Source organism: Rhizobium sp. Root149 (genome assembly GCF_001427345.1).
GTDB classification, from domain to species: Bacteria; Pseudomonadota; Alphaproteobacteria; order Rhizobiales; family Rhizobiaceae; genus Neorhizobium; species Neorhizobium rhizoryzae.
The window spans coordinates 80,981-103,906 of sequence record NZ_LMGD01000003.1; the positions used below are offsets into that span (position 1 = coordinate 80,981).

17 protein-coding genes are annotated in these 22,926 nt (G+C 57.3%); 13 read left to right on the forward strand and 4 right to left on the reverse strand.

What is annotated here, in order from left to right:
• The first annotated feature begins 13 nt into the window (after positions 1–13).
• From ASD54_RS04585 to ASD54_RS04600, 4 genes are all read left to right on the forward strand, one after another.
• Positions 14–1,192, forward strand: coding sequence for a glycosyltransferase family 1 protein (locus ASD54_RS04585; RefSeq protein ID WP_062553446.1), 1,179 nt, complete (start codon positions 14–16; stop codon positions 1,190–1,192).
• A gap of 128 nt (positions 1,193–1,320) precedes the next feature.
• Complete coding sequence (locus ASD54_RS04590) at positions 1,321–2,106, forward strand: ABC transporter permease (protein ID WP_062553447.1); 786 nt, start codon at positions 1,321–1,323, stop codon at positions 2,104–2,106.
• Entirely contained in the window at positions 2,103–3,335 is a 1,233-nt protein-coding gene (locus ASD54_RS04595; protein ID WP_062553448.1) for an ABC transporter ATP-binding protein, read from the forward strand. The genes ASD54_RS04590 and ASD54_RS04595 overlap by 4 nt, the downstream gene beginning before the upstream one ends.
• A 95-nt stretch (positions 3,336–3,430) precedes the next feature.
• Positions 3,431–4,549, forward strand: a complete 1,119-nt coding sequence (locus ASD54_RS04600; RefSeq protein WP_244484673.1) for a UDP-galactopyranose mutase — start codon at positions 3,431–3,433, stop codon at positions 4,547–4,549.
• Between the two features lie 61 nt (positions 4,550–4,610).
• On the opposite strand, the gene ASD54_RS04605 is transcribed toward ASD54_RS04600, so the two are convergent.
• The gene (locus tag ASD54_RS04605) at positions 4,611–7,331 is read right to left on the reverse strand and encodes a M10 family metallopeptidase C-terminal domain-containing protein (RefSeq protein WP_062553450.1); all 2,721 of its coding nucleotides are present in this window, start codon (positions 7,329–7,331) and stop codon (positions 4,611–4,613) included.
• 192 nt (positions 7,332–7,523) lie between these two features.
• Between ASD54_RS04605 and ASD54_RS04610 the strand changes: the two genes are divergently transcribed.
• Positions 7,524–7,811: a hypothetical protein gene (locus ASD54_RS04610; protein WP_156379071.1), complete on the forward strand. Its 288-nt coding sequence runs from the start codon at positions 7,524–7,526 to the stop codon at positions 7,809–7,811.
• Between the two features lie 47 nt (positions 7,812–7,858).
• Here ASD54_RS04610 and secD read toward each other — a convergent pair whose 3' ends face one another.
• Entirely contained in the window at positions 7,859–10,372 is a 2,514-nt protein-coding gene (secD, locus tag ASD54_RS04615; RefSeq protein ID WP_062553452.1) for a protein translocase subunit SecD, read from the reverse strand.
• Positions 10,373–10,461: 89 nt separating this feature from the next.
• Positions 10,462–10,809, reverse strand: coding sequence for a hypothetical protein (locus tag ASD54_RS04620; protein ID WP_062553453.1), 348 nt, complete (start codon positions 10,807–10,809; stop codon positions 10,462–10,464).
• Positions 10,810–11,008: 199 nt separating this feature from the next.
• Here ASD54_RS04620 and ASD54_RS04625 point away from each other — a divergent pair, with 199 nt between their 5' ends.
• From ASD54_RS04625 to ASD54_RS04660, 8 genes are all read left to right on the forward strand, one after another.
• Positions 11,009–11,593 (forward strand): YigZ family protein, encoded by a 585-nt coding sequence (locus tag ASD54_RS04625; protein WP_062553454.1) that lies wholly within the window; start codon positions 11,009–11,011, stop codon positions 11,591–11,593.
• A gap of 546 nt (positions 11,594–12,139) precedes the next feature.
• Complete coding sequence (locus ASD54_RS04630; protein WP_156379072.1) at positions 12,140–13,534, forward strand: hypothetical protein; 1,395 nt, start codon at positions 12,140–12,142, stop codon at positions 13,532–13,534.
• 213 nt (positions 13,535–13,747) lie between these two features.
• Positions 13,748–15,790, forward strand: a complete 2,043-nt coding sequence (locus ASD54_RS04635; RefSeq protein WP_062553477.1) for a glycosyl transferase — start codon at positions 13,748–13,750, stop codon at positions 15,788–15,790.
• A 208-nt stretch (positions 15,791–15,998) separates the two neighbouring features.
• Positions 15,999–16,691: a hypothetical protein gene (locus ASD54_RS04640; RefSeq protein WP_062553456.1), complete on the forward strand. Its 693-nt coding sequence runs from the start codon at positions 15,999–16,001 to the stop codon at positions 16,689–16,691.
• 51 nt (positions 16,692–16,742) lie between these two features.
• Entirely contained in the window at positions 16,743–17,363 is a 621-nt protein-coding gene (locus ASD54_RS04645) for a hypothetical protein (RefSeq protein ID WP_062553457.1), read from the forward strand.
• A gap of 148 nt (positions 17,364–17,511) precedes the next feature.
• Complete coding sequence (locus tag ASD54_RS04650; protein ID WP_062553458.1) at positions 17,512–18,141, forward strand: HAD family phosphatase; 630 nt, start codon at positions 17,512–17,514, stop codon at positions 18,139–18,141.
• Positions 18,138–19,622: a glycosyltransferase family 2 protein gene (locus ASD54_RS04655; RefSeq protein ID WP_062553459.1), complete on the forward strand. Its 1,485-nt coding sequence runs from the start codon at positions 18,138–18,140 to the stop codon at positions 19,620–19,622. Before ASD54_RS04650 ends, ASD54_RS04655 begins: the two co-directional genes overlap by 4 nt.
• A gap of 17 nt (positions 19,623–19,639) precedes the next feature.
• Positions 19,640–20,320: a hypothetical protein gene (locus tag ASD54_RS04660; protein WP_156379073.1), complete on the forward strand. Its 681-nt coding sequence runs from the start codon at positions 19,640–19,642 to the stop codon at positions 20,318–20,320.
• A 68-nt stretch (positions 20,321–20,388) separates the two neighbouring features.
• Here the strand turns inward: ASD54_RS04660 and ASD54_RS04665 are convergent, their stop codons facing one another.
• A complete protein-coding gene (locus ASD54_RS04665; protein WP_062553461.1) occupies positions 20,389–22,719 on the reverse strand; it encodes a hypothetical protein in 2,331 nt (776 codons plus the stop codon).
• Between the last annotated feature and the right edge of the window lie 207 nt (positions 22,720–22,926).

A 22,926-nucleotide genomic window follows, 5' to 3' on the forward strand; every position in this document is an offset into this window, starting at 1 on the left:
GCTAGGGGTCCGCATGGATGTCGTTCTATCGGTGCAATCGATCAAGTATCCGCTGACGGGTATTGGTCGATACACCTACGAGCTTGCTCGTCATCTGCCACATCTTCCGGACGTGCAGAGCCTGCGTTTCTTCGATGGCGAAAACTTCGTCGATCGTTTGCCGGATGCCAGTTCGCTGAGCGCGGATGATGCGGTTCGTGCTTTTCATGGTGGCCCCGTTCATCGATTGAAGCGGTTTCTAGCCCGCAGCCGTCTGGTCGTTGATGCCTATCGCTTCCTGAAGGCGCGCACGGAAAAATCGCCCTTCGCCGGTCTGGAAAACCATGTCTATCATGGCACAAATTTCTATGTTCCGCGCTTTCCCGGTGCCTCGGTCGTGACGATCCACGATCTGTCCGTTTTCACGATGCAGCATTTCCATCCACGTGAGCGGGTGACCTATCTCGGTCGCGAAGTGGAGGCCTCGTTGAAGCGGGTCGATCGCATCATCACCGATTCAGATTACATCAAAGCAGAGATCATTTCGTATTTTGGCTTTCCGGAAGAACGGATCAGCGTTGCAAAACTGGCATGCGGCGAAGAATTCAGGCCGCGGGCTGCTGAGGAGGTTGCCGAGGTTCTGGCTCATTATGGTCTGGCCTACGGTGAGTACGCTTTCTATGCCGGAACGATCGAACCCCGGAAGAACCTGTCCAATCTCATCGAAGCCTATGGACGGATGCCGTCTTCCGTTCGTGAGAAGCGCCCTCTGGTGCTTGCAGGCTTCAAGGGCTGGAACAATGCCGATATCCTGAACCGGATAGAGCAGGGCAAGCGGGAAGGCTGGATCAAGTATCTGGGTTATGTACCGAATGACCACCTGCCGCACCTTCTTTCTGGTGCTGCCCTTTTTACGTTTCCGTCCTGGTATGAAGGTTTTGGTCTGCCGGTTCTTGAAGCCATGGCGTCCGGCGTGCCGGTCATGACGTCACCCTTGTCCTGCCTGCCGGAAGTGGGGGGCAGTGCGGTGCTCTATGCTCAGCCGGACCGGATCGACGAGATGACGCAAGGCTGCGAACGGGCGTTATTCGATGAGGCCTGGCGTAGCAAGGCGCGCGCCGATGGTCTTGCCCGTGCTGCAACCTTCAGCTGGCAGCGTTGCGCCGAAGATACCGCGCATGCCTATGCGCTCGCGCTGAAGAACCGAAAATAGTCCTTCAGGATAGGCTTATCAGGAGAAATGCTTTAGTCGACTGCCAAGGCATTTCTCCGGAAATGCATAAAGGTGCTCGTCAAAGCGCCTGGTGAAACCAAACAGTCAGGCAAGGCGACCCCTTATCCATGCTGAATGCCATCTGGAACTATCGATATTTCATCGTGACGTCGGTGCAGGCCGATTTCAGGAACCGCGTGGCACGCAGCCGCCTCGGCCTGTTGTGGCTCGTCATTGCGCCGCTCGCCCAGATCGTCACCTATGCCTTTGTTCTTTCGTCCGTGATGTCGCAGCGACTGCCCGGCATCGATAATACCTTTGCCTATGCCATCTACCTGATGGCCGGCTTTCAGGGCTGGTTGCTGTTTGTCGAGATCATCAGCAGAAGCATGAATGTCTTCATCGAAAGCGGCAATGTTCTGAAGAAGATCGCCTTTCCCCGCATTGCCTTGCCATTGGTCGTCGTCATCACCTCGGTCATAAACAACCTGATCTTCTTCGTTGTGCTGCTGGCTGTCTTCACGCTGGCCGGCTTCCAGATGGGTTGGAATGTCCTGTGGTTGCCGGTTCTCATTGCCGTCAATGCGGCCTTTGCCGCCGGACTTGGCGTCACGCTTGGCGTTTTGAACGTCTTTATTCGCGACGTCGGGCAGATCGTACCGATCATCATTCAGTTCCTGTTCTGGATGACGCCGATCGTCTATGTGAAAGACATTCTGCCGCCCGCCTTCCAGTCGATCATCAAGGCCAATCCACTGTTCTGGATGGTCGAGAATTATCACCGCGTCATGGTCTACAACACCATGCCGGACCTGAAGGTGCTTGGCGTGCTTGGTTTTCTGGCACTGGTTTTCTTGGCTCTCGGCTTTACGCTCTTCCGCAAGGCAAGCCCTGAAATGGTGGATGTGCTATGACGAATGTGGTCATGACCGTCGACAAGGTCGGCAAGGTTTTTCGTCGCTATCGGCACGAACTGCATCGCGTTCTTGGCTGGTTTTCTCTTCCCGTCGGGCAGCCGGAAGAGCGCTGGGTTCTGCGGGATATCAGTTTCACCGTAGAGGCAGGGCAGGCGCTGGCGATTGTTGGTCGCAATGGCGCGGGCAAGAGCACGTTGCTCAAGCTGATTACCGGCACCATGCGCGCGGCCGAAGGCAATATCGGTCTTTCAGGCAAGATCTCCGCCATCCTTGAACTGGGGATGGGCTTCAATCCGGATTATACCGGCCGCCAGAACGTGTTCCATGCGCTCGGCCTCATGGGCTACCAGCATGCGGATATTGCCGCGGCCATGGAGGGCATCGAGGCGTTTTCCGAACTGGGAAGCTATTTCGATCAGCCGCTGCGTGTCTATTCCAGCGGCATGCACATGCGGCTTGCTTTCTCGGTCGCGACAGCATTTCGTCCCGACATTCTCATCGTCGATGAGGCGCTCTCAGTAGGCGACGCCTATTTCCAGCACAAGAGCTTCGACCGCATCAAGGAATTTCGCCAGCAGGGTACGACCCTGATCCTCGTTTCGCACGACCGGATGGCGCTGCTCAGCCTTTGCGACCGCGCCATTCTGCTGCACGAAGGTGCCGTGGCGCTCGATGGAGAGCCAGAAACTGTTCTCGACTATTACAACGCCCTTCTCGGGCAGAAGGAAGCGCAACCGATCCTCACCGAAGAGCGGGAGGATGGCCGCGTCCAGACGAGTTCCGGTTCGCGCAGGGTTTCGATTGTCGAAGCGCGGCTGGAAGATGCGCAGGGCGGCCCCATCGATACGCTGGATGTGGGAGCAGAGGTCGCCATTCGCGTGAAGGCCAAAGCGAATGAGGATGTGGAATCTCTCGTCTTCGGCTACGCGATCAAGGACCGCTTCGGTCAGACCATGTATGGCACGAACACCTATTACAGCGAACAGGCGCTGACCGATGTAAAGGCTGGCGAAGAGATCGAGTTCTCCGCGCGCTTCAGGGCGGATCTGGGGGTCGGCACCTATTCTGTGGCTCTAGCGCTGGTGGGTGGCGAGAACCACATCGAGGATAATTATGAATGGCGCGATCTCGCCATCATCTTCGATGTTGCCAATACCAGCAAGCAGACCTTCGACGGGCGGATTTATCTGCCGAGCGAGTTTCATCTCAAACGAACCGGAGGCTAATCGCCGCGAAAGACAGGTAAGCCCGGTGCAATTCGATCCTGCACATAGTCATTCGGGTGATTCGCGAATGGCTATAGGGGTCGGATTTGAGCAGGGTGCTTGTTGTTGGGGCCGGTTTTGCCGGAGCCGTCTATGCCAGGGAACTGGCCGAAGCCGGATATGAGGTGGAGGTTATCGACAAGCGATCGCATATCGCGGGCAATTGCTATGACTATGTCCATTCCAGCGGTGTGCGGATCCATCACTATGGCCCCCATCTGTTTCACACTTCCAACATGCGCGTCGTGGAATGGCTGAACACGTTTACCGACTGGGTACCTTATGACCATTGCGTCGTCGCTCGTCTGCCGGATGGGCGGCTGGTGCCTGCGCCTGTCAATCTCGATACCGTCAATGCTGTCTTCGGTACGCAGTTGGAAACGCCGCAGGAGGTTGCGGATTTCCTGTCGACCCGCGTCATTGCGCGCGACCCCATCACCAGTGCCGAGGATCATCTCTATTCGAAGATCGGACCGGATCTGACAGATCTCTTCTTCCGCCCCTATACGCAGAAGATGTGGGAGCTCGATCTCAGCGAAGTGGATGCATCGGTTGTGCAGCGCTTGCAAATTCGAACCGATCGCGAAAATCGTTACTTTCCGTCAGACACGTTCCAGGCCATGCCAAAGGACGGATACACGAAGATCTTCGAGCGGATTTTCGACCATTCGAAGATTTCCATGCGCCTGAATACCGAATTCAGCGCGAGCATGCTGGCGGACTATGATGCCTGCTTCAACAGCATGCCGATCGATGAATTCTTCGGCTACGAATTTGGAGAACTTCCCTACCGCTCGATCCGCTTTCATCTGACGGAAGTCCCGAAAGCGGATGCGCCTGAGCATGTCGTCATCAATTATACCGACACGTCTCCCTATACCCGCGAGACCTGGTGGCATCGGATCCCTGCGCACCTCGTCTCGGATACGGGCACGGTGTTGCGAACTGTGGAAGAGCCTTGCGATTACAAGGACAATCACCTGGAGCGCTATTATCCGGTCAAGACGAGCGATGGCCGTTTCGAGAAGATCTACAAACTCTATCAGGAAAAAGCGGCTGCCAACGACCGGCTGGTCTTCATCGGCCGATGTGGCACCTACCAGTATCTGGACATGCACCAGGTCATCAACCAGTCGCTGACCCACGTCGGGAAGTGGATCCAAGATCACCGATGAACAACGAAAAAGGCCATCCCGGTTTCCGGGATGGCCTTTTTCATGAGGTATAGCTTATCTATCAGGCTGCGAGTTCGAGGCCGAAGAAGTCGGATGCTGTCAGGTTCTTCTGGCCCGTCAGCACCACCTGGAATTCTACGGTGTTTGCATCGCCATCGGCATCGCCGAAGATGCGGGTGTTGCCGCTGACGAAGTCAAAGGCCAGGCCATTGGCCTGGGCCGTAGATGTCTGGCCAAGGAATCGGAACTCCTGGTTGCCAGCCACTTTCAGGTTGGCGTCGATGAGGCGCAGATCGATCTTGTCGGTTCCAACCACGAAATCGGTGATTGTGTCGGTCGCCTGGGCGGTCGATTCATTGACATTTCCGTACATGAAGACGTCGGCGCCGCCATTGCCCGTCAATGTGTCGGCCCCGCCATTGCCACGCAGAACGTTGCCGACATCATTCCCGATCAGGGTGTCGTTGCCAGCACCACCGAAGGCGTTTTCGATCTGGACGCCCGCCGCGATGACGAAGCTTCCGCCCGCAATGGTCGAGGTCTGGCCCGCATTGAGGTTGATCGTGACTGCCGAGCTGACAGCCGCTGCATCAATCAAATCGGTTCCGGATGCATCGTTGACCGTCTTGGATCCAGTGAAGGAGTCCACAAGCACATAATGGTTGTCGGAGGTCACGTCCGAACCCCAGGCGCGAACGGTCAATTCCTTGAACTCCGCAACCGTGCCGGTGTTCTTGTCGATCAGCTGCAGCGTCCAGGTGCCTGCGCTCTGTTCGCCGAAGAAGGCGGTCGCGCCGATCTGGAATGTGCCGGGCCAGACGGCAGAGGCGGCATCCTTGCCGACCATCGGTTCATCGAACAGCGTGATCGTTGTGCCGTTTGGCGAAGTGATGACGGCTTTCAGATCATTGGATGTTGCCGTGGTCAGGTTGAGGTCGAACTCCATGCGCTCGATGATGACGTTCTTGGTGAGGTTTGCCGTCACCGTCGTGCCTGTACCGCTGATCGTCGCGGCTGCAGAACCGCTCTTTGCCTCGGAGCTCACCCAGTTCGCTGCAGTCTTCGCGGCGTCCGTCCAGGAGGCCGCCAGGCGAACGGCTGCGCTGACGTCGATCAAGCCAAAGCCGACATCACGAGAGAACTGCATGCCGCCGAAGTTCAGCCCATCGCCCTTCGTCGTGATATAGTTGTTGGTCGTTCCAACAGCGCGGGCCGTCAGCGCCAGGATGTTGGCAACATCGCGGAAGCCGAGAAGCGGGTTTGCCTGCAGCATGAGGGCGGCGGCGGCTCCGACCATGGGGCCGGAATAGGAGGTACCGATATTCTGGAAGGAATAATCGCCATTGGCAGCATCGGTCTTGTTGTAGCCCAATGTCGAACCGGTGATGTCGGCAGAGGTAATGCCAAAGCCGGTATTGATGGACTGGTCCTTGCTATCGGGGTTTTCACCACCGAAGGAGGAAACGAGAACGGAAGCGCCGGGCGTGGAATAGCTGGCCTTGTTGCCGAACTCATTCATGGCACCGGCGGTGATGATGTACTTGTTGTTGGTGGAGCCGGTCATGGCCGTATCAGCCTTGGCGGGTCCTTCGTTACCTGCCGAAACCTCGACCACAGTTCCAAGGCCGCCGCGACCCTGCTGGCCTGCCTTTTCGACGGCAGCCAGGTAACTTCTGTCTGCCTGATTTGGCGATTGCGACCAGAAATTTTCGGAAAAGGCCGGATCCAGACCGTAGGAGTTGACGGAGACATCGACCTTCGCAACATCCGTCATATAGTTGTACAGGGCGGGTACATCGACACTGCTGCCCTTGCTGACCGCAAGGCTGGAGACGAGATTTGCATTGGGGGCCATGCCCACCATGCCCTTGCCATCAAGCGCCATGGCCACGATGGAGCCTACCACCGTTCCGTGTTCGTTGGCGTCGGCATCGGGAGCATAGCCACCATTTCCTGCGGTGTAGGCGTTGGCGCCGGTTGCCTTTGTGGCGGAGTTGAAGGTGAGGTCCTTCAGCAGAATGCCTTGGAATTCAGAATGGTTGATGTCGATACCGTCATCGTTGATTGCAACACGAACGCCCTTGCCGGTATACCCGCTTGCCCAGGCACCCGCGATATTGACGTCGAGGCCCGCGGAAGCGCCGCGATCGCCATTGTTCTTCAGATACCATTGCGAGGCGAACAGCGGATCGGAAATACTGTTGACGTTGACGCCCGTCAGGGCTTCCTGTGTGAAGGACTGGCCAAGCAATGTTGGGACAGGCGCTGCCGGTGCTGGGAGAGAAGCCACTGCCGTATCTGCGCCGACCTTAGTGGGTACGGTGCTGGCCTGATCTGTGATGTTGGCCAGGAAGTTACGACCGACCACCGCAGCCGCGGTCCCCTTATAAGCCTCGATTTCCGGCGTGGTATCCAGTGCAGTCGTGAATAGATTGGCGGCAGAGATCTTGTTGTTGACTGTGGTCAAATCGGAACCCTGAGCGCCATCCAGAATTGCAATCGCAATATTCTTGATGTTGAACGTTCCGTTGGTCAGTCCATCGACGAAAAATTTTAGGCCGTTTGCTTCCGCATCGCGGTTGAACAGAGACTTGTATATTGAATTTACGATCTGGCTGTTCGTCTGACCTGCAAAACGTTCCTTGTATTCTGCTGTCGCAGCGAGATCGCCAATGGCTGTAAGATCAGCACCGTTCTTTGTCACACCGTTGAAGTAAGTAAGACCCGTTGGATCAGCCGGACGGCCGAACAGCGCAACATAAATCCCTTGAATGGTAGCCATGGAATCCCCCAGGAAAAGCTCCTAAACTAAAGGGGTATTTCGAGGTCATTGCTTCGTCAATGAGGAAAACATCAACAGGTATTGAGAGACAATCAGATTTGATTCATGAATCGAACAGTTAATACATGAGTATATGTCATTATTTTCTCTGAAAAATTCGAGTTGTACAAAAGTCGCCTTTTCGCTTCGGACTTGGACGCTTTCGCTTCTAATAGATGCAAGTGCAATCTTCGACATTCAAAGCTGATCGAAGCCGGAAATGGTCGGCTGTCTATCGAGCGCTACGAGGCTTACGCGACCGCGCTGCAGATCCGGACGCGTGAATTTACGCTCAAGATGCTCTCCTATAACGAACCCACAATCTACCGCCTGCTCCAGATCGATGACATTGCAAGCGACGGTAGCGACGAAGTGAATGCCGAGGAATTGGAGTGCCGCCTCGCCCGACTTGAGCAGGTTCTTCTGCGCCGTAATGGCTAAGCGGGTGGTAAGTCAGGTCCCGGAAATGACGGAACCTGACTGCTTGGTTACACCGCCTTCACTTCTCCGCTCACTTCCGCCTTCCGGGCTTTGCGCTTTGTGCGCCAGTCGCCGAGGAAGAGCAGAATGGGTGCGGCAATGAAGACCGAGGAGGAGGCCGCCACGAAGATGCCGAAGACCATCGGGATGGCGAAGCTTTCGACAGCACTACCGCCCCAGATCGCCATGGGGATCATGGCCAGAAACGCCGTCGCCGATGTGTAGAGGCTTCGGGCCAGGGTCTCGTTGATCGAGAGGTTGATCAGATTGCGGAACGGCATTGATTTGTAGAGCCGCATGTTCTCGCGCATGCGGTCATAAACCACCACCTTGTCATTGACCGAGTAGCCAACCAGCGTCAGCAGGGCTGCAATCGCTGTCAGGTTGAAATCCAGCCCTGTCAGCGAGAAGAAGCCGACCGTCTTCGTCACATCCAGGACTAGGGTCGCGATGGCGCCAACGGCAAAGGGCCATTCGAACCGCACCCAGATGTAGACCAGCATGGCAAGGCTGGCGAGGATGACCGAGAGGATGCCGGCGGTTGCCAGCTCATCGCTGACCTTGGGGCCGACGACTTCCGTGCGTTCGATCGAAGCGCTCGGGTCGATGACGCGGATCTCACTGCGTACCTTTTCCACGGCTTCGGTTTGCTTTGTCTCAGGCCCTGCCTGCCGTTCGAGGCGGATCAGAAGCCGGTCATTGCTGCCGAACTCCTGCAGTGCCACTTCGCCGAGGCCGAGATTGCCGAGTCCGCTGCGGAAGGCAGAAAGGTCGGCCGGGCCAGAGGTCTTGACCTCGACCTGGATACCGCCCTTGAAGTCGACACCGAAGTTCAGCCCATGCGTGAAAAGCAGAACGATGGAGCCGATCGACAGGAAGGCCGAAATGCCGAGACCGGCAAGCCGCGCCTTCATGAAGTCGATCGTCGTGCCATCCTTGATCAGGCGGATCGGCAGAAGCGGCTTGATATCGATCGTCTTCAGGCGACGGCGCGTGGCAATCGCCACCATGGCAACGCGCACTACCGAGACGGCGGTAAACATCGAGATGGCGATCCCGAGCCCCATGGTGACCGCAAAGCCGCGCACCGGGCCGGAACCGAACCAGAAGAGCAGGGCCGTGGCGATGAGCGCCGTGACGTTACTGTCGATGATCGTGGCATAGGCTTTGTTGAAGCCGAGATCGATAGCTGCAAAAGCGCTTCGCCCTTTTCGGCTCTCTTCGCGAATACGTTCGTTGATCAGAACATTGGCATCGACGGCAAGGCCGATGCCCAGCACGATGCCGGCAATGCCGGGCAAAGTGAGGGTCGCCCCCAGCATCGTCAAACCGGCAAAGGTGAGCATGACGTTGAGCGCCAGCGCCAAAACTGCCAGCAGTCCCCAGCTGCCATAGAGCGCCAGAATGAACAGCATAACGAGCGCAAAGCCGCCGAGACCGGCAACAATGCCCATCTCGATGGCATCGCTTCCAAGATCTGCCCCAACGGTGCGTTCTTCGATGACGTCCAGCTTCGCAGGCAAGGCGCCGGCGCGCAAAAGCGCCGCCAGCGTATTGGCGTCCTGGACATTGAAGGAGCCGGAGATCTGCCCGGAACCGCCGGTGATCGGTTCACGAATGACCGGTGCGGACAGTACCTTGCCGTCGAGCACGATGGCAAAAGGCATGCCGACATTCTGGCGGGTGACTTCCGCAAAGCGTGTAGCACCTGCCTGGTCGAACCGGAAGGAGACCACGGGTTCGCTGGTATTCGGGTCGAACCCGACGCGGGCATCGGTCAGGCGATCACCGGAAATCAGAACACGATTTTGAACGGGGTAAGGACGGTCTTCCGCATCCTTCATCATCGTTATGCCAGGTTCACCCTCGCGGCCCAAAAGATGGAAGCTCATCTTGGCCGTGGAGCCAAGCAGCGCCCGTACATTGGAAGGGTCCTGCTCGCCCGGCAGCTGGACGAGAACACGGTCGCCGCCAACCCGTTGGATGGTTGGTTCGGCAACACCCACCTGATCCACGCGCTGGCGAATGATTTCAAGGCTCTGGGTGACGGCCTGCGTCATGCGATGTGTAAGACCCGCCTCGGACGGCAGCACGCGCAAGGTGTCCGCGCCTGTCGCCTCGATCGTCAGATCGCTTGCGGTCAATGCTGCGGCCTGAACCTGATTGGCGATGCCATTCAGCTCGCTGATCGCCTGCTGCACCTTGGCAGGATCCGTGAGACGAACCTCGATGGCGCTTTGTGTCCGCCGAAGAGAGGCAATCGTAATCTGGCTCTTTTCGAGGGTGGACCGCACATCCTGCTGAAGGTTTTGCAGCCATTCCGTGACCAGTGAATCCCGATCCACTTCAAGGACCAGATGGGAGCCGCCGCGCAGATCGAGCCCCAGCGATACACGCTGGTGAGGAAGCGCGGATGGTAGCTGTGCGAGCATCCTGTCGCTCAGCACGTTGGGCAATGCAACCAGCATGCCCGTGATGATGACGACCACATAGATCGCCACCTTCCAGAGGGAGTTCTTCATTATTTTATCCTGAAACACCGGACCGCGCACTGCATGCCATGCGGCGTCGGTCAGTCATCTGTCTTGACGGGCTGGGCCCGTTGCAAAGATCAGAGGGTCAGGAAAGGCGGCGCGCGGGCAAGAAAGCCGGTTTCAACTTTGCTTGGAGGCAGAGAAGGAGGGGCATTGACGGTCAGAATGGAAACATCGATCGGATGCAGAACCGAGATGGCCGTTGGCAGGAAGGGATCAGATTGCGTGCCGCGCCAGTTCTTCTGCCCACGCTTGTCAATCGGCTGGGCAAAACGTTGATCGTCATGTCGATCAACCAGCAGAAGGGAAACGGGCCGCTGCCTGAAGGCTTCGGGTTCTTCCGCCTGCCTTCCATGGGAGATGCCCGGTGTCCCGGTCAGTGCGAACCCGACAAGCAGAAGCGCCAGTTGGCAGAGATATGCCACCAGTCTTTCGGGTTTCTCCCGTCGGTTGCCGCCGCAGGTCAAGATCGTCTTAAGTCCTCTTTTTTGCCCGTGCCGTCACTGCTGAGCATATTTCATATCCTGAAACAATCCTTCAGACGATTATGCGACAGATAGGTGGGATAGCCGATGATGAAAGGTCGAGCTTGAGCAATGGACGCGCAGCTTCTACATCGTCCTGATGTTTATTCTCACTTCGCCGTCACGTTTCGAGCAGGATATCAAGAAAAGCCGATTTCTGGCACTGGCCGCTCCGGTATCAGATGAGGCGGAAGCGAAGGCTTTTATTGCAGAGAATTCTGATCGCAACGCCAATCATAATTGCTGGGCCTGGCGGATCGGACAGAACTATCGGTTCAATGATGACGGCGAACCGAGTGGAACAGCCGGAAAGCCTATTCTTCAGACCATAGATGGTCAGCAATTGACGAACATCGTAGTTCTGGTCACCCGATGGTTTGGCGGTATTCTTCTGGGAAGTGGAGGGCTGGTGCGCGCTTACGGAGGAACTGCTGCCCTGTGCCTGAACGGTGCAACGAAAGAGCGAGTGATTCCATCGATCACGGTCGTCGTCGACCTGAATTTCTCCGATCACGCTTCCATCAAGGCAAGGCTTCCCAGTTTGGGAACGGTTGCCATCATCCAGGAAACCTTCACTGGCGACGGCGCCTCATTGTATATGCAGATTCCAGAAGAGAATGCCGACGCAATCGTTGCAGCGATCCGGAACCTGACCAGCGGGCGAGCATCCCTGAAGCAACAATGACGTTCAGGGAGAGGGAAAATCCCGTATCACTGATGCTTCATCTATTGTTCAAACAAAAGCTGATGTTTATGAAAATCGAATAGAAAATATGTATGTCCATCTTTACGCAAACTTAGCAAATCTCCCGGCGAAGCGCAAGGTATTTCAACATTTGCTCATATAGCTATAAATTTGAATTGAAACGATTTTTCCGATTATCAACAGCAGCGTGTAATAACCGCTCTTCTTTGCAGTCCATTAATCCAATGTTAAAAGCTTGGCCCTACGTTTAAGTGGAAAGACGAGCCATGTTAACCGCCCGCTCCTAAAGGGCTTCAGGTGGTAGCCGGTAGATGATTGACCGGTTTGGATTTCGTTGTTCAGGCTAGGGGTCAGAAGCCGCGGGGTTTCTGGATGCATGATGCCATTCCGATGCGACGGCTCGCTCGAGCCATGTTCCTTGCAGTGTTGTGTAGTGCCGACGGGCGGTTGAACTGCTTTTTGTAGTATCCAGCGTAAATCCGGGCATCCAGCAGCATTTAAACCATCGAATCTGGAGAGAAATCCGTGGCAATTGATTCCTTTATGTCCAAACTATCCGTAAGCCAGGTCAAGCTGCTGTCGACGGCGTCGGTAGCGGGCCTGAGCAGCACGGCCATCAACGCCCTGGCTAGCGACCGGATTGCGGCCCTGTCTTCCGGGCAGCTCGCTGTCGTAACCACCGATGCTATCGCAGGTCTGGATACCGCCAAGATTTCGGCATTCTCCAGCAGCGCGCTCGCCGGTTTGACGGCAGCCCAGCTCGGCGCCATCACCAACGGCATAACGAACTTCGAAGAGTCCCAGCTGAAGGCTCTGAAGACCGACATCATCGCAGGTCTCGTTGAAGCCGACCTGACGGCTCTTGCAACCGCCGACAAGCTTGATGCATTGACGACGACACAGATCGCCGTTCTGACCGGCGACAAGTTCTCGACCGATGCCATCATCGACCTGACCTCCGCTCAGGCTTCCAAGCTGACGGCAACGCAGGTCACGGCCTTGACGTCCGACGCGGCGGCTGCTCTGACCAGCGACCAACTCGACGTTCTGACCACGGCTGCTATCGCAGCTCTGGAAACGGCTGACGTTGCTGCCCTCTTCAACGGTGCTGGCTCTGCCAAGCTTGCTGCTCTCGATGCCAAGCAGATTGCAGCTCTCGGCTCCGACATCACCGAACTGGACAGCGTCGGCGGTGGTGCACTGTCTGCAACGCAGATCGGCGGCCTGACGACGGCACAGCTCGGTGCTCTGACGAGCGACGAAATGGCTGGCTGGACTGGAACGCAGATCAACGCAATCGGCTCCAAGCAGATCACGTCTCTGGCTGTTGGCGAACTGACCTCGGCGCAGCAGAACCTTCTGACCTCGACCCAGGTTTCCGGCCTGAACTCCACCCAGATCGGCGCAGTCACCTCTGATGCCTTCGGCGCATGGAGCACCGACAACCTCGCTGCTATCTCCAGCACGGCTATCGCCGGTCTGACCACGGACCAGGCAGCAACGCTTGGCTCTGCTGACGTCAACGCCCTGAACATCAAGGCTCTGACGGCAATGTCGACGGCGAACCTTGCCGCTCTCACCACCGACGCGATTGCAGGCCTCGGCTCTGCACAGATCAAGGCTCTGACGACAGCTCAGATCGTTGCTCTGACGACCGATCAGGTTACAGCGCTCGGCACGGATCAGATCGCGGCCCTCTCGTCTGCTCAGGTTTCGGCACTCGAAAGCGGCGATATCGCGCTCTTCTCGACGGCAGAAGTCGCGGTCATCTCGACAGCTGCGATCGGCGCGATCAGCTCCGACGACTACATGACCCTGACGAACGACCAGCTGGATGCAATCTCCTCGGATCAGGTTGCTGCCCTCAAGGACAACGTCAACTGGGTCATCGCCGCCTACAACGACAGCACCGTATCCTAATAGATACCCGGCACGGTCCAAACCGTGCCGGATTTCCCACCACGAAAAGGGCGGTGCATTGCATCGCCCTTTTTGCGTTATCTCCCGCACCAATTGCACCGCATCAGCCTCAGACAAGCTCATTGTCGCAGAAGAACAGAGAGCATGCGAGCAAAGCGACGTCCGGCCAGGTACTGCCGGAGCGTCCAGGGTGATGTGAGGAAGCTAATGAACATGACCGTGCCAGCGACGAGCGTCGATCCGGTAGCAGTGATACAGGCCGTTTTTCAGCGTGCGCGCCAGCAGCAATTGCCTCTCGCAGAACTGATCCAGACGGTGGAAAGGTTGTCCAGTCTTGGGGCTTCAGCGCCAGCGCTCGACCTGTACAAGACGTGGATCGCCTTCAACGACAAGAACCCTATGGTTCATGTCGCATCCTTCAACTATGCCGTCATGCTCAACCAGACCGGCGATGCTGCAGGTGCCATTCAGGCCCTGAAGGCGACGATCGCCTACAAATCGGACTTTGCTCCTGCGCATATCAATCTCGGACGCGTCTATGAAGACTGCCAAATGGTTGGCCGCGCGGTAGAGCAATGGCGCAATTTCGCCAACACCTCCAACGAGATCACGGCTGAACGCCTGAGCTTCCGCCTGATGGTGCTGAAGCATATGGGGCGTGTGCTCGAAACCGCAGGTCTTCTGGAAGAAGCCGAAGCGGTTCTATGGCTCGCCATCGAGCTTGATCCCAGCAAGCAGGATGCATCGCAGCACTGGCTTGCCACGCGCCAGCATCAATGCAAATGGCCGATTTTCACAAGCTCCGAACATGTCACGCGTCAGCAGTTGACCGATGCGATGTCGCCGATGACCATCGCCTGCTTTGCCGATGATCCCTTGTTCCAGCTTGGCAAGGCCTATCGCTACAACAAGAAACTCGTCGGCAGGCCGGATACGAGCGGGTTGCTGCGCAAGCCGGTGCGCAACAAGTTGGCGTCCGGCCAGCGCATTCGTGTCGGCTATCTGTCTTCGGACCTGCGCGAACATGCGGTCGGCTTTGCGCTCTGCGAAGTCCTGGAGCTTCACGACAAGGAAAAGGTCGAGGTTTACGGCTATTATTGCGGCATTCCGCGCAGCAACGACAAGACGCATGACCGTATCCGCGCCGTCATGGATGGCTGGTGCGATATCAACGGCATGAGCGATATCGATGTCGCGAAGAAGATCATCGATGATGAAATTGATATCCTGATCGATGTGAACGGTTATACCAAGCAAGCCCGCGCCGGCGTCTTTGCCTACCGGCCCGCGCCTGTCATCGTGAACTTCTGCGGCTATCCGGGAACGCTTGCCAGCCCGTTCCATCAGTACCTCATCACCGACAACTACATCGTTCCGCCGGAGCGCGAGCTTTACTACAGCGAAAAGGTTCTGCGCATTCCTTGCGAGCAGCCGGTTGACCGCAAGCGCGAGATTGCGCCAAAGCCCACCCGCGCGGAATATGGATTGCCGGACGATGCCTTCATCTATGCCTGCTTCAACGGCATGCAAAAGATCACCGAAGCCTGCTTCCTGCGCTGGATGAAGATCTTGGCGGCCACGCCGGGCAGCATACTCTGGCTGTTGGGCGACAAGGACCCCATCCATCAGAGACTGCGCAAGATTGCTTCCGAAAATGGTGTTGATCCGGATCGCATCTACTTCGCGACCAAGGTTCCAAACCCCAAGCATCTGGCCCGCATTGCGCTTGCCGACCTGTTCCTGGATACCTTCCCCTATGGCGCCCATTCAACGGCGGCAGATGCCATTACCATGGGGCTTCCGGTCCTGACGGTTCCGGGAATGGGCTTCCCGTCGCGCTTCTGCGCCAGCATTGTTTCTGCCGCCGGTATTCCGGAAATGATTTGCGGTTCAGCAGAGGAATATGTTGCCAAGGCGATTTCTTTCGGTCGCAATCGCAAAGCGATCGACGCCGTCAAGGCAACGCTCGCCGCCAAGCGGGAAACCTGCACCTTGCGCGACATGCCAGGTCTTGCGCGTCGCCTTGAGGAACTGTTCCGGGAAATGCAGGAAGCTGCCGAGCAGGGCAAGCTGCCGGTTCCCAACCTTCGCAACCTCGATGTCTACTATGAGATCGGTGCTGAACTGATCCACGAAGGGCAGGAGATGCAGGATGAGGCCGCCTATCGCCAGCACTACCGCGACAAGCTGGCTGCACGCGACGCGATCGAGCCCCTGTTGGCCGATCCGCGCCTTTGGCCGGAAGGGACCGCCTGATCGGAATTGCGACTGGCAGGGTTGTCACGAGCCCTGCCAGCTACAGACAAGTTTTAAGCTTTAACAAGACGGTATTATCAACGGACAGTGGAGACAGGGTCCGGTCACAGCTTCGGGATATCCGCTCTGGTTCCTGTTGTTTGTGGGCGTATGCTCCAGCTCCTTCTCGTCAGGCTGATCACGTGGGGACGGGATGAAGCTATCAGTCATGATTCGTGGAAATAACTTCCTCGAAGCCGATCGTTTTGGTTTTCCGATGGATGGCCGGGACAATGTAAAATCGCTTCTGGAGAAGATCGTCCAGCCGGTTCGCAGCCTCAACCCTGGCGCCCGCATCTTCCTCGTCACATATCCGAGCGCAGCGCTCGACGAGATCAGGGCCGCTCTCGAGCCTTGCGAGCTCGTTCTGCTGGATCCGAAGGGAAGCAGCCAGATTGAGACCTTCAAGCACGGTATCAAGCACATCTTCGAGCAGGATGATTGCGATGCGGTGTTGAGCGTCCGCTTCGATCTTGAATTCAAGAAAAGCTTCTATTCCTGGGGTCTTCAACTCAGCGATGATGCCATCTACTTCCCGTGGAAGGAATATCTGGCGGCCTGGCGCGATCATCGCCGCGTCGGCGATGCGGTTCATATCATTGGCCGCAAGGCGCTGCCCGATTTCTATTCCGGGCTGACGCTGTGCCAGGTTGCGGGCCGCAAGGACCTGCACCTTCTCTACTACATGACACGCACCCTGAACGGCAATTTGCGCTTCATCGAAGATGGCTATTGGGATTCCAATACGGTCTATCTCAACCCTGAATGCGACAATCCCCTCTATCGGATTTTCAACCGGCCGAAGCTGGATGGTTACGCGCCCTATACAGGCCGGGTCGTGACCGAGATCCGGGGCGAATAGCCAACAGCGCCGACCTGGGAACGGCAGATCAAGGATGAGCAAGGGAAGTCGATGAAAATTCTGGCGCACCGGGGATGGTGGAAAGAGGATTCGGAAAAGAACAGCGAGATCGCGTTCCGCAGGGCATTCGAAGCGGGTTTTGGCGTCGAAACCGATGTGCGCGACCAGAATGGTGTTCTGCGGATCGCCCACGATATTCCTGTCGGTGACGGGCTTATGGCGTTCGATACGTTCCTGACGCTGCACAAGGCCTATCCGCAAGCCGGAACCATTGCTCTGAACATCAAGGCGGATGGCCTTCAACGTCCTGTCAGGACGTTGCTTGATGAGGCGGGCATTCAGGATCTCTTCTGTTTCGACATGGCCGTGCCGGATGCGCTCGGCTATTTCCGCGAAGGCTTCGTGACCTACACCCGTCATTCCGAAATCGAGCCCGTTCCTCCTTTCTACGACAAGGCGCATGGCGTCTGGATCGACTGCTTCTACTCTGACTGGATCCAGCCGGAAGATGTGCATCGCCATCTGGAGGCAGGCAAGGCCGTCGCGCTCGTCTCGCCGGAGCTGCACAAGCGCGATCACAAGGCTGCCTGGAAGGCCTGGGCGGATATTCGAAGCGAAAACGTATTCCTGTGCACCGATCTGCCGGATGCGGCAGCGGAATTCTGGGCATAGGCTAGAGCATGTCGCGCAAAAGTGCACCGCGGTTTTGCGATAACGACATGCAGGAAAACAAAGAGTTAAAGCGACAGGAGCGAATCCGAACGATCGCGACGCGCTTTAAGACAAGGCGAGGGTGGAGTAAGGTCATGGGGAAGGCACGATGATCAAGGCGGTGCTGTTCGATATGGATGGCGTTCTCATCGATGCCAAGGAGTGGCATTACGAGACGCTGAACGATGCGCTCGCGCTTTTCGGCCTCAATATCAGCCGCGCAGAACATCTTGCGGTCTATGACGGGCTGCCTACGCGCAAGAAGCTGGAAATGCTCAGCAAGTCGCAAGGGCTGCCGACAAGGCTGCACGAATTCGTCAACGCCCTGAAGCAGAGCATGACCTATCAGGCCGTGATCAGTAAATGCCGCCCTGTCTTTCATCACCAATATGCACTGGCCCGGCTGAAGCGGGAAGGGCGCAGCATCGCCGTCTGCTCGAACTCGGTACGCTCCACCGTCGAAGCCATGATGCGCCAGTCCGATCTGCTGCAATATCTGGATTTCTTCCTGTCCAATCAGGACGTTGCCAAGGCAAAGCCCGACCCGGAAATCTATCTGACCGCCATTGAGCGCTTCGGCTTTCGGCCGGGGGAGTGCCTGATCATCGAGGACAACGAACACGGCATTCAGGCCGCGCGGGCATCCGGTGCCCATGTGCTCGTGGTCGGCTCCACCAATGATGTGACCTATGACAGGATCCAGAACGAAATCCGCAAGATAGAGGCGTCTGCAGCATGAGGTACCTTATTCCGATCGCCTCGAAGGACGACCTTTTCCCGAAGGATGAGTTCCATTTTCCCAAGCCCCTGATCGAGATCGACGGCATGCCGATGATCGCGCTGGTGGTCAACAATATCCGTCGCCGCGATCCTTCCGCCTCCTTCATCTTCGTCATCCTCAAGCAGGATGCGGTCGAATACAGCCTGGATTCGATCCTGATGCTGCTCGCAGGGCCGGATACGAGCGTCATACAGCTGGCGCATCCGACCATGGGGGCTGTCTGCTCCGCCTTGATGGCCGTCGATCATATCGTTGAAGGCGAGCCCCTGATCATCTGCAACGGTGACCAGATCATTGATGCCGATCTTGGTGCCATTGCCTGGGAATTCACGTCGTCGGGCGTGGAAGCCGGTGTCGTGACGTTCAAGTCAGTGCATCCGCGCTGGTCCTATATCCGCGAGGACGAAGCTGGCATGGTCATCGAGACGGCCGAGAAGCGTGTTCTCAGCCGCAAGGCCATTGCGGGCTATTACTATTTCAAGACCGGCTCCCTGTTTGTCGAGGCGACCAAGAGGTACCTGCTGAAGGCGGATTCTCTGGGAGGGCGCTACTATCTCTCTCCGGTCCTCAATGAAGTCGTGCTCGAAGGCGGCAAGGTCAGCCAGTACGAGATCGAGAGCGAGGCCTATATCTCCTTCTATTCGCCGCAACGTATCGAGTTCTACCGCAACGAGATCAAGGGTAAGCGCGGCGTCATCCAGACGGCGGCTCCCGCCATTCAGGTGGTCATCCCCATGGCGGGTTTGGGAAGCCGTTTCGCCAAGGAAGGCTATGCCAAGCCAAAGCCCTTCATCGATGTGAAGGGCCAGACCATGATCGAACGGGTCATGGACAATCTGCGTATCGCCAATGGCCGCTTTGTCCTCATCGCGCGGCAGGAGCATCTGGATGCGGAACCCGATGTGGTGCAGGAACTCGAGGGACGCGGCGATCTCGTCTTCTCGCCGATCGATTTCGTGACGGAAGGGGCCGCCTGCACGGTCCTGACATCGAGGCGCCATCTCAATCCCGATGCGCCGCTTTTGATCGCCAATTGCGACCAGATCGTCGATTTCGCCGTGGAAGACTTCATTCGCGACGCCATCACCCGCGATCTGGACGGCTCCATCCTGTGCTTCAAGGACAAGGATCGTGACCCGAAATGGTCCTTTGCCCGCATCAACCAGCAGGGACTTGTAGACGAAGTGAAGGAGAAGGTGGCGATCTCCGACAATGCGACTGTCGGGATCTACTATTTCAAGCGCGCCAGCGACTTCATCAACGCGGCAACTGATATGATTGCCCGCAATGAACGCACCAACAATGAGTTCTATGTCTGCCCGGTCTATAATGACCTGATCCGCGAAGGTGCCAGGATCGGGATCTACATGATCGCGCCTGAGGCCATGCATGGAATTGGCACGCCCGCCGATCTCAACACCTATCTGAAGCTGATCTGACCGCCATGAAATGTGTCGTGCCTCTAGCTGGTCCTGATTTGTGGACGGAGACTTTCGGTTTCCGCCCGCTTGTGCCGGTGGAGGGCAGGCCGCTCTTGCAGGTGGCGCTCGACCAGCGCGCCTGGAGAGGCAGGCTGGAGAGCCGCGACTACATCTTCGTTGTGAGGGAGGTCGAAGGGCTCGAGCAACTGGAGCGGGCCTTGAGAGCCCTGTGGCCGGAGTGCCGGATCGTTCGGCTCTCCCACTTGACCGGCGGCGCGCTTTACTCCGCGCTCGCTGCAATGTCGCTGGTGGCGCCGGACGAGCCGGTCATTGTCGATCTGGCCGATATCCTTTTCACCGAAGGCCCGGAAGACCCGGAACATCTGTTCAAAGCCCAGGACTGGGGAGCAATTGTTCCGGTCTTTCAGTCCACGGAGCCCTGCTACAGTTATCTCGAAATAGAGGATGGCAGAGTTCTGCGCGCGCGCGAGAAGCAGGTCATTTCTGACCATGCTTCGGCCGGGGTCTACATGTTTGCCAGTCCGCAGCTTTACCTGACGGCTGCCGTTCATAGCCTGCAGCAGAGAGACGAGCTGAGCTATCGCAATCTGTTGTTCATCTGCCCTATGGTGAACGGCGTCATTGCCGCCGGTAAGCAGGTGCTGGCGCCTGCGATTGAGGCGGTGCAGCCCGTCGGCAAGCTTTTTCATATCTAAAGATCAGTCGAGCCAGCATGGTCGACCCATGTCTTCAGCAGGCACGATCGGTTCCTGACCGTATTCCCTTACACCTGTGCGTAGGCGGCGAGGACAGCATCCAGCTGGCTGCTGCTGAGCGCGCGGACTTGTGCCGATGTCAGCACATCCAGCTGATCATCGCTCAATCCCATGATCTGGTCGGTCTTCAGGCTGGTGATCGAGCGCGTCGAGATGGCCGCGATGTCGCCGGTGCTGAAAGACTGGAGATCTTCCAGAAGCATGGCGGCAATCTGGGCGCCGGTCAGGACGCTGACCTGGGCAGAATCGAGCGTTTCAATCTGGTCAGAGGACAGTGCAACGATCTGAGCGGTCGTGAGACCGAAGACCTGTGCGGTTGTGAGCGCCTGGATCTGGGTGGTGGTCAGCTGTTCGATGGCAGCGGTCGACAGACTGCGGATCGTCCGGCTTGAAATGGCGGCGATCTGCGATGACGTGAAGGAGCTCAGCGCATCACCGGCAAGACCGGACAGCGAGTCAGGCTTCAGCGCCGCGATCTGGCCTGTCGTCATGGCGCCCAATTGCTGGCTCGTCAGGCCGGCAACCTGCGCGCTGGACAGGAGATTGATGAACTGCGAGGAGAGGACGGCGATCTGCGTGGTCGAAAGGGCCGCCAGATTGAGACCGGGTGCCTGCCGCAACGATAGTGAGGCAATCTGGTTTGTCGTCAGATTGGCAACCTGCTCGGAAGAAAGCGATGCGATCGCGCCACTTTGCAAGGTCTTGAACAGAGGTGTCGAGATGGCCGCGATCTGGTCCGTCGACAAGAGTGAAAGATCGAGCGTGCCGATCTGACGCGAGTTCATGACAGCGATCTGATCAGTGGTAATCGCCGCCAGCTGGGTTGAGGAAAGGCTGCCGATCTGCTGGGATGTCAGGTTGGCAAACTGCCGTGTCGAAAGACCCTGGACCTGGTCATCGGACAATGCCGATATCACGCTGGTCGAAAGCCCGCGCACGGAGGAGGAGACAATCGCTGCCATTTCATCGGTCGTGAAAGTGGCTATGTCTTCGCTTTCGAAACCGGACAGCGCAGTCGAGCGCATGATGGCGATCTGGTCGCTTGTAAAGGCTTCAGCCTGCACAGAAGAGAGGTTGGCAATCTGTGCACTCGTCAGGAGACTGATGAGACTATCGGACAGGACGCCGATCTGATCCGGCGATAGCGCTGTTATGTTCAGTCCGGCTGCCTGACGGCTCTTGAAGGCGGCAATCTGGCCAGTGGTCAGGGCCGCGATCTGATCGGTCGAGAAATCCGCAACGAAGGTGCTGCTCAAACCACTCAGCGTGTTCGTGGACAGAACGCTGATCTGGCCCGTCGTCAGCGCATCGGCATTCAGTTCCATCAGCTGACGGGCAGTCATTGCAGCAATCTGGTCATTACTGAAGAGACCGATCTGGCTGTCGGAAAAGGCGCGGAGCTGCTGGGATGTCATCCCGGCAATCTGGCCGCTGGACAGGGTCTGGATCTGGCTGCTGTTCAAGGTCGCGATTGCCGCGGTCGAAAGGCCGCGAATATCATTGGCCTTGATGGCCGCCACTTCGTCATTGGTCAGGGAGGCTATATCTGCAGTCTGCAGACCCGAAAGGCCGCTCGTGCGCATGGCTGCAATCTGCGTACTTGTCAGCGCCTGGGCCTGATCGTCTGAAAGGCCTGCAATCTGGCTGCTGCTGAGAACGCTGACGAAGCTCGTGGAAAGTGCCGCGATCTGTTCGGTCGAGAGGGCCGACAAGTCGACCCAGGCCACCTGACGCGAGGTCAGTGCGGAAATCTGCGTCGTGGTCAGGCTCGATGCATTGGAATCGATCAGGGCAGACAGCGTGCCGCTGGCGAGGCTGCCAATCTGGCTGGTTGTAAGCGCAGTAATCTGCGCATTTGAGAGGGCCGCGAGGTGGCCGGTATTCAGGCCCTTGATGCCGCTTCCGGAAATTGCTGCGATTTCATCCGTCGTGAACGTGGCAAGGGCGCTGGGCGAAAAGGCCGCAATATCGCTCGAAGCCATCGCCTTGATCTGGTCGACGGTAAAGGCCGACACCTGCGCATCCGAGAAGCTGCTGAGCTGGCTCGTATAGAAAGCCGTGACCTGCGAAGCAGAAAACCCTTCGATCTGCTGGGAAGAGAGAACCGCCAGCTGACTGGCGTTGAGACCGACCAGAGAGCTGGCCGTGACCGCAGCGATCTGCGTGGCGCTGAGCACGGCGACATTGCTCGCCCCCAACGCCTGGAGCTGATTTGACCTTAAAACCTTGATCTGGTCTGTCCGAAGGGAGGCGACGTCGGTCGTCGTCCAGGCACTGATCGCAGCCGTATCCAGCCTCCGGATCTCGGCGGGCGTCAAACTGGAAACTGGGTCGCTCATCAGCACTTTCCCTACAGATTAAATAATGTCTGCCAAAGCCAAAAGCCGCAAAGCTGTATCGGGGACGGAGCAATTTCTAGACCGCGAAGCTTTTGCAAGGCCTGCGGCAAGACGGCAGACAGCATATTTAAGGCGTGAGATCATGGCTCGTATGAGCCTCGCGCAAGAGATGTACATCATGCAGCGGAAACGATCCGCTTCTTGCGC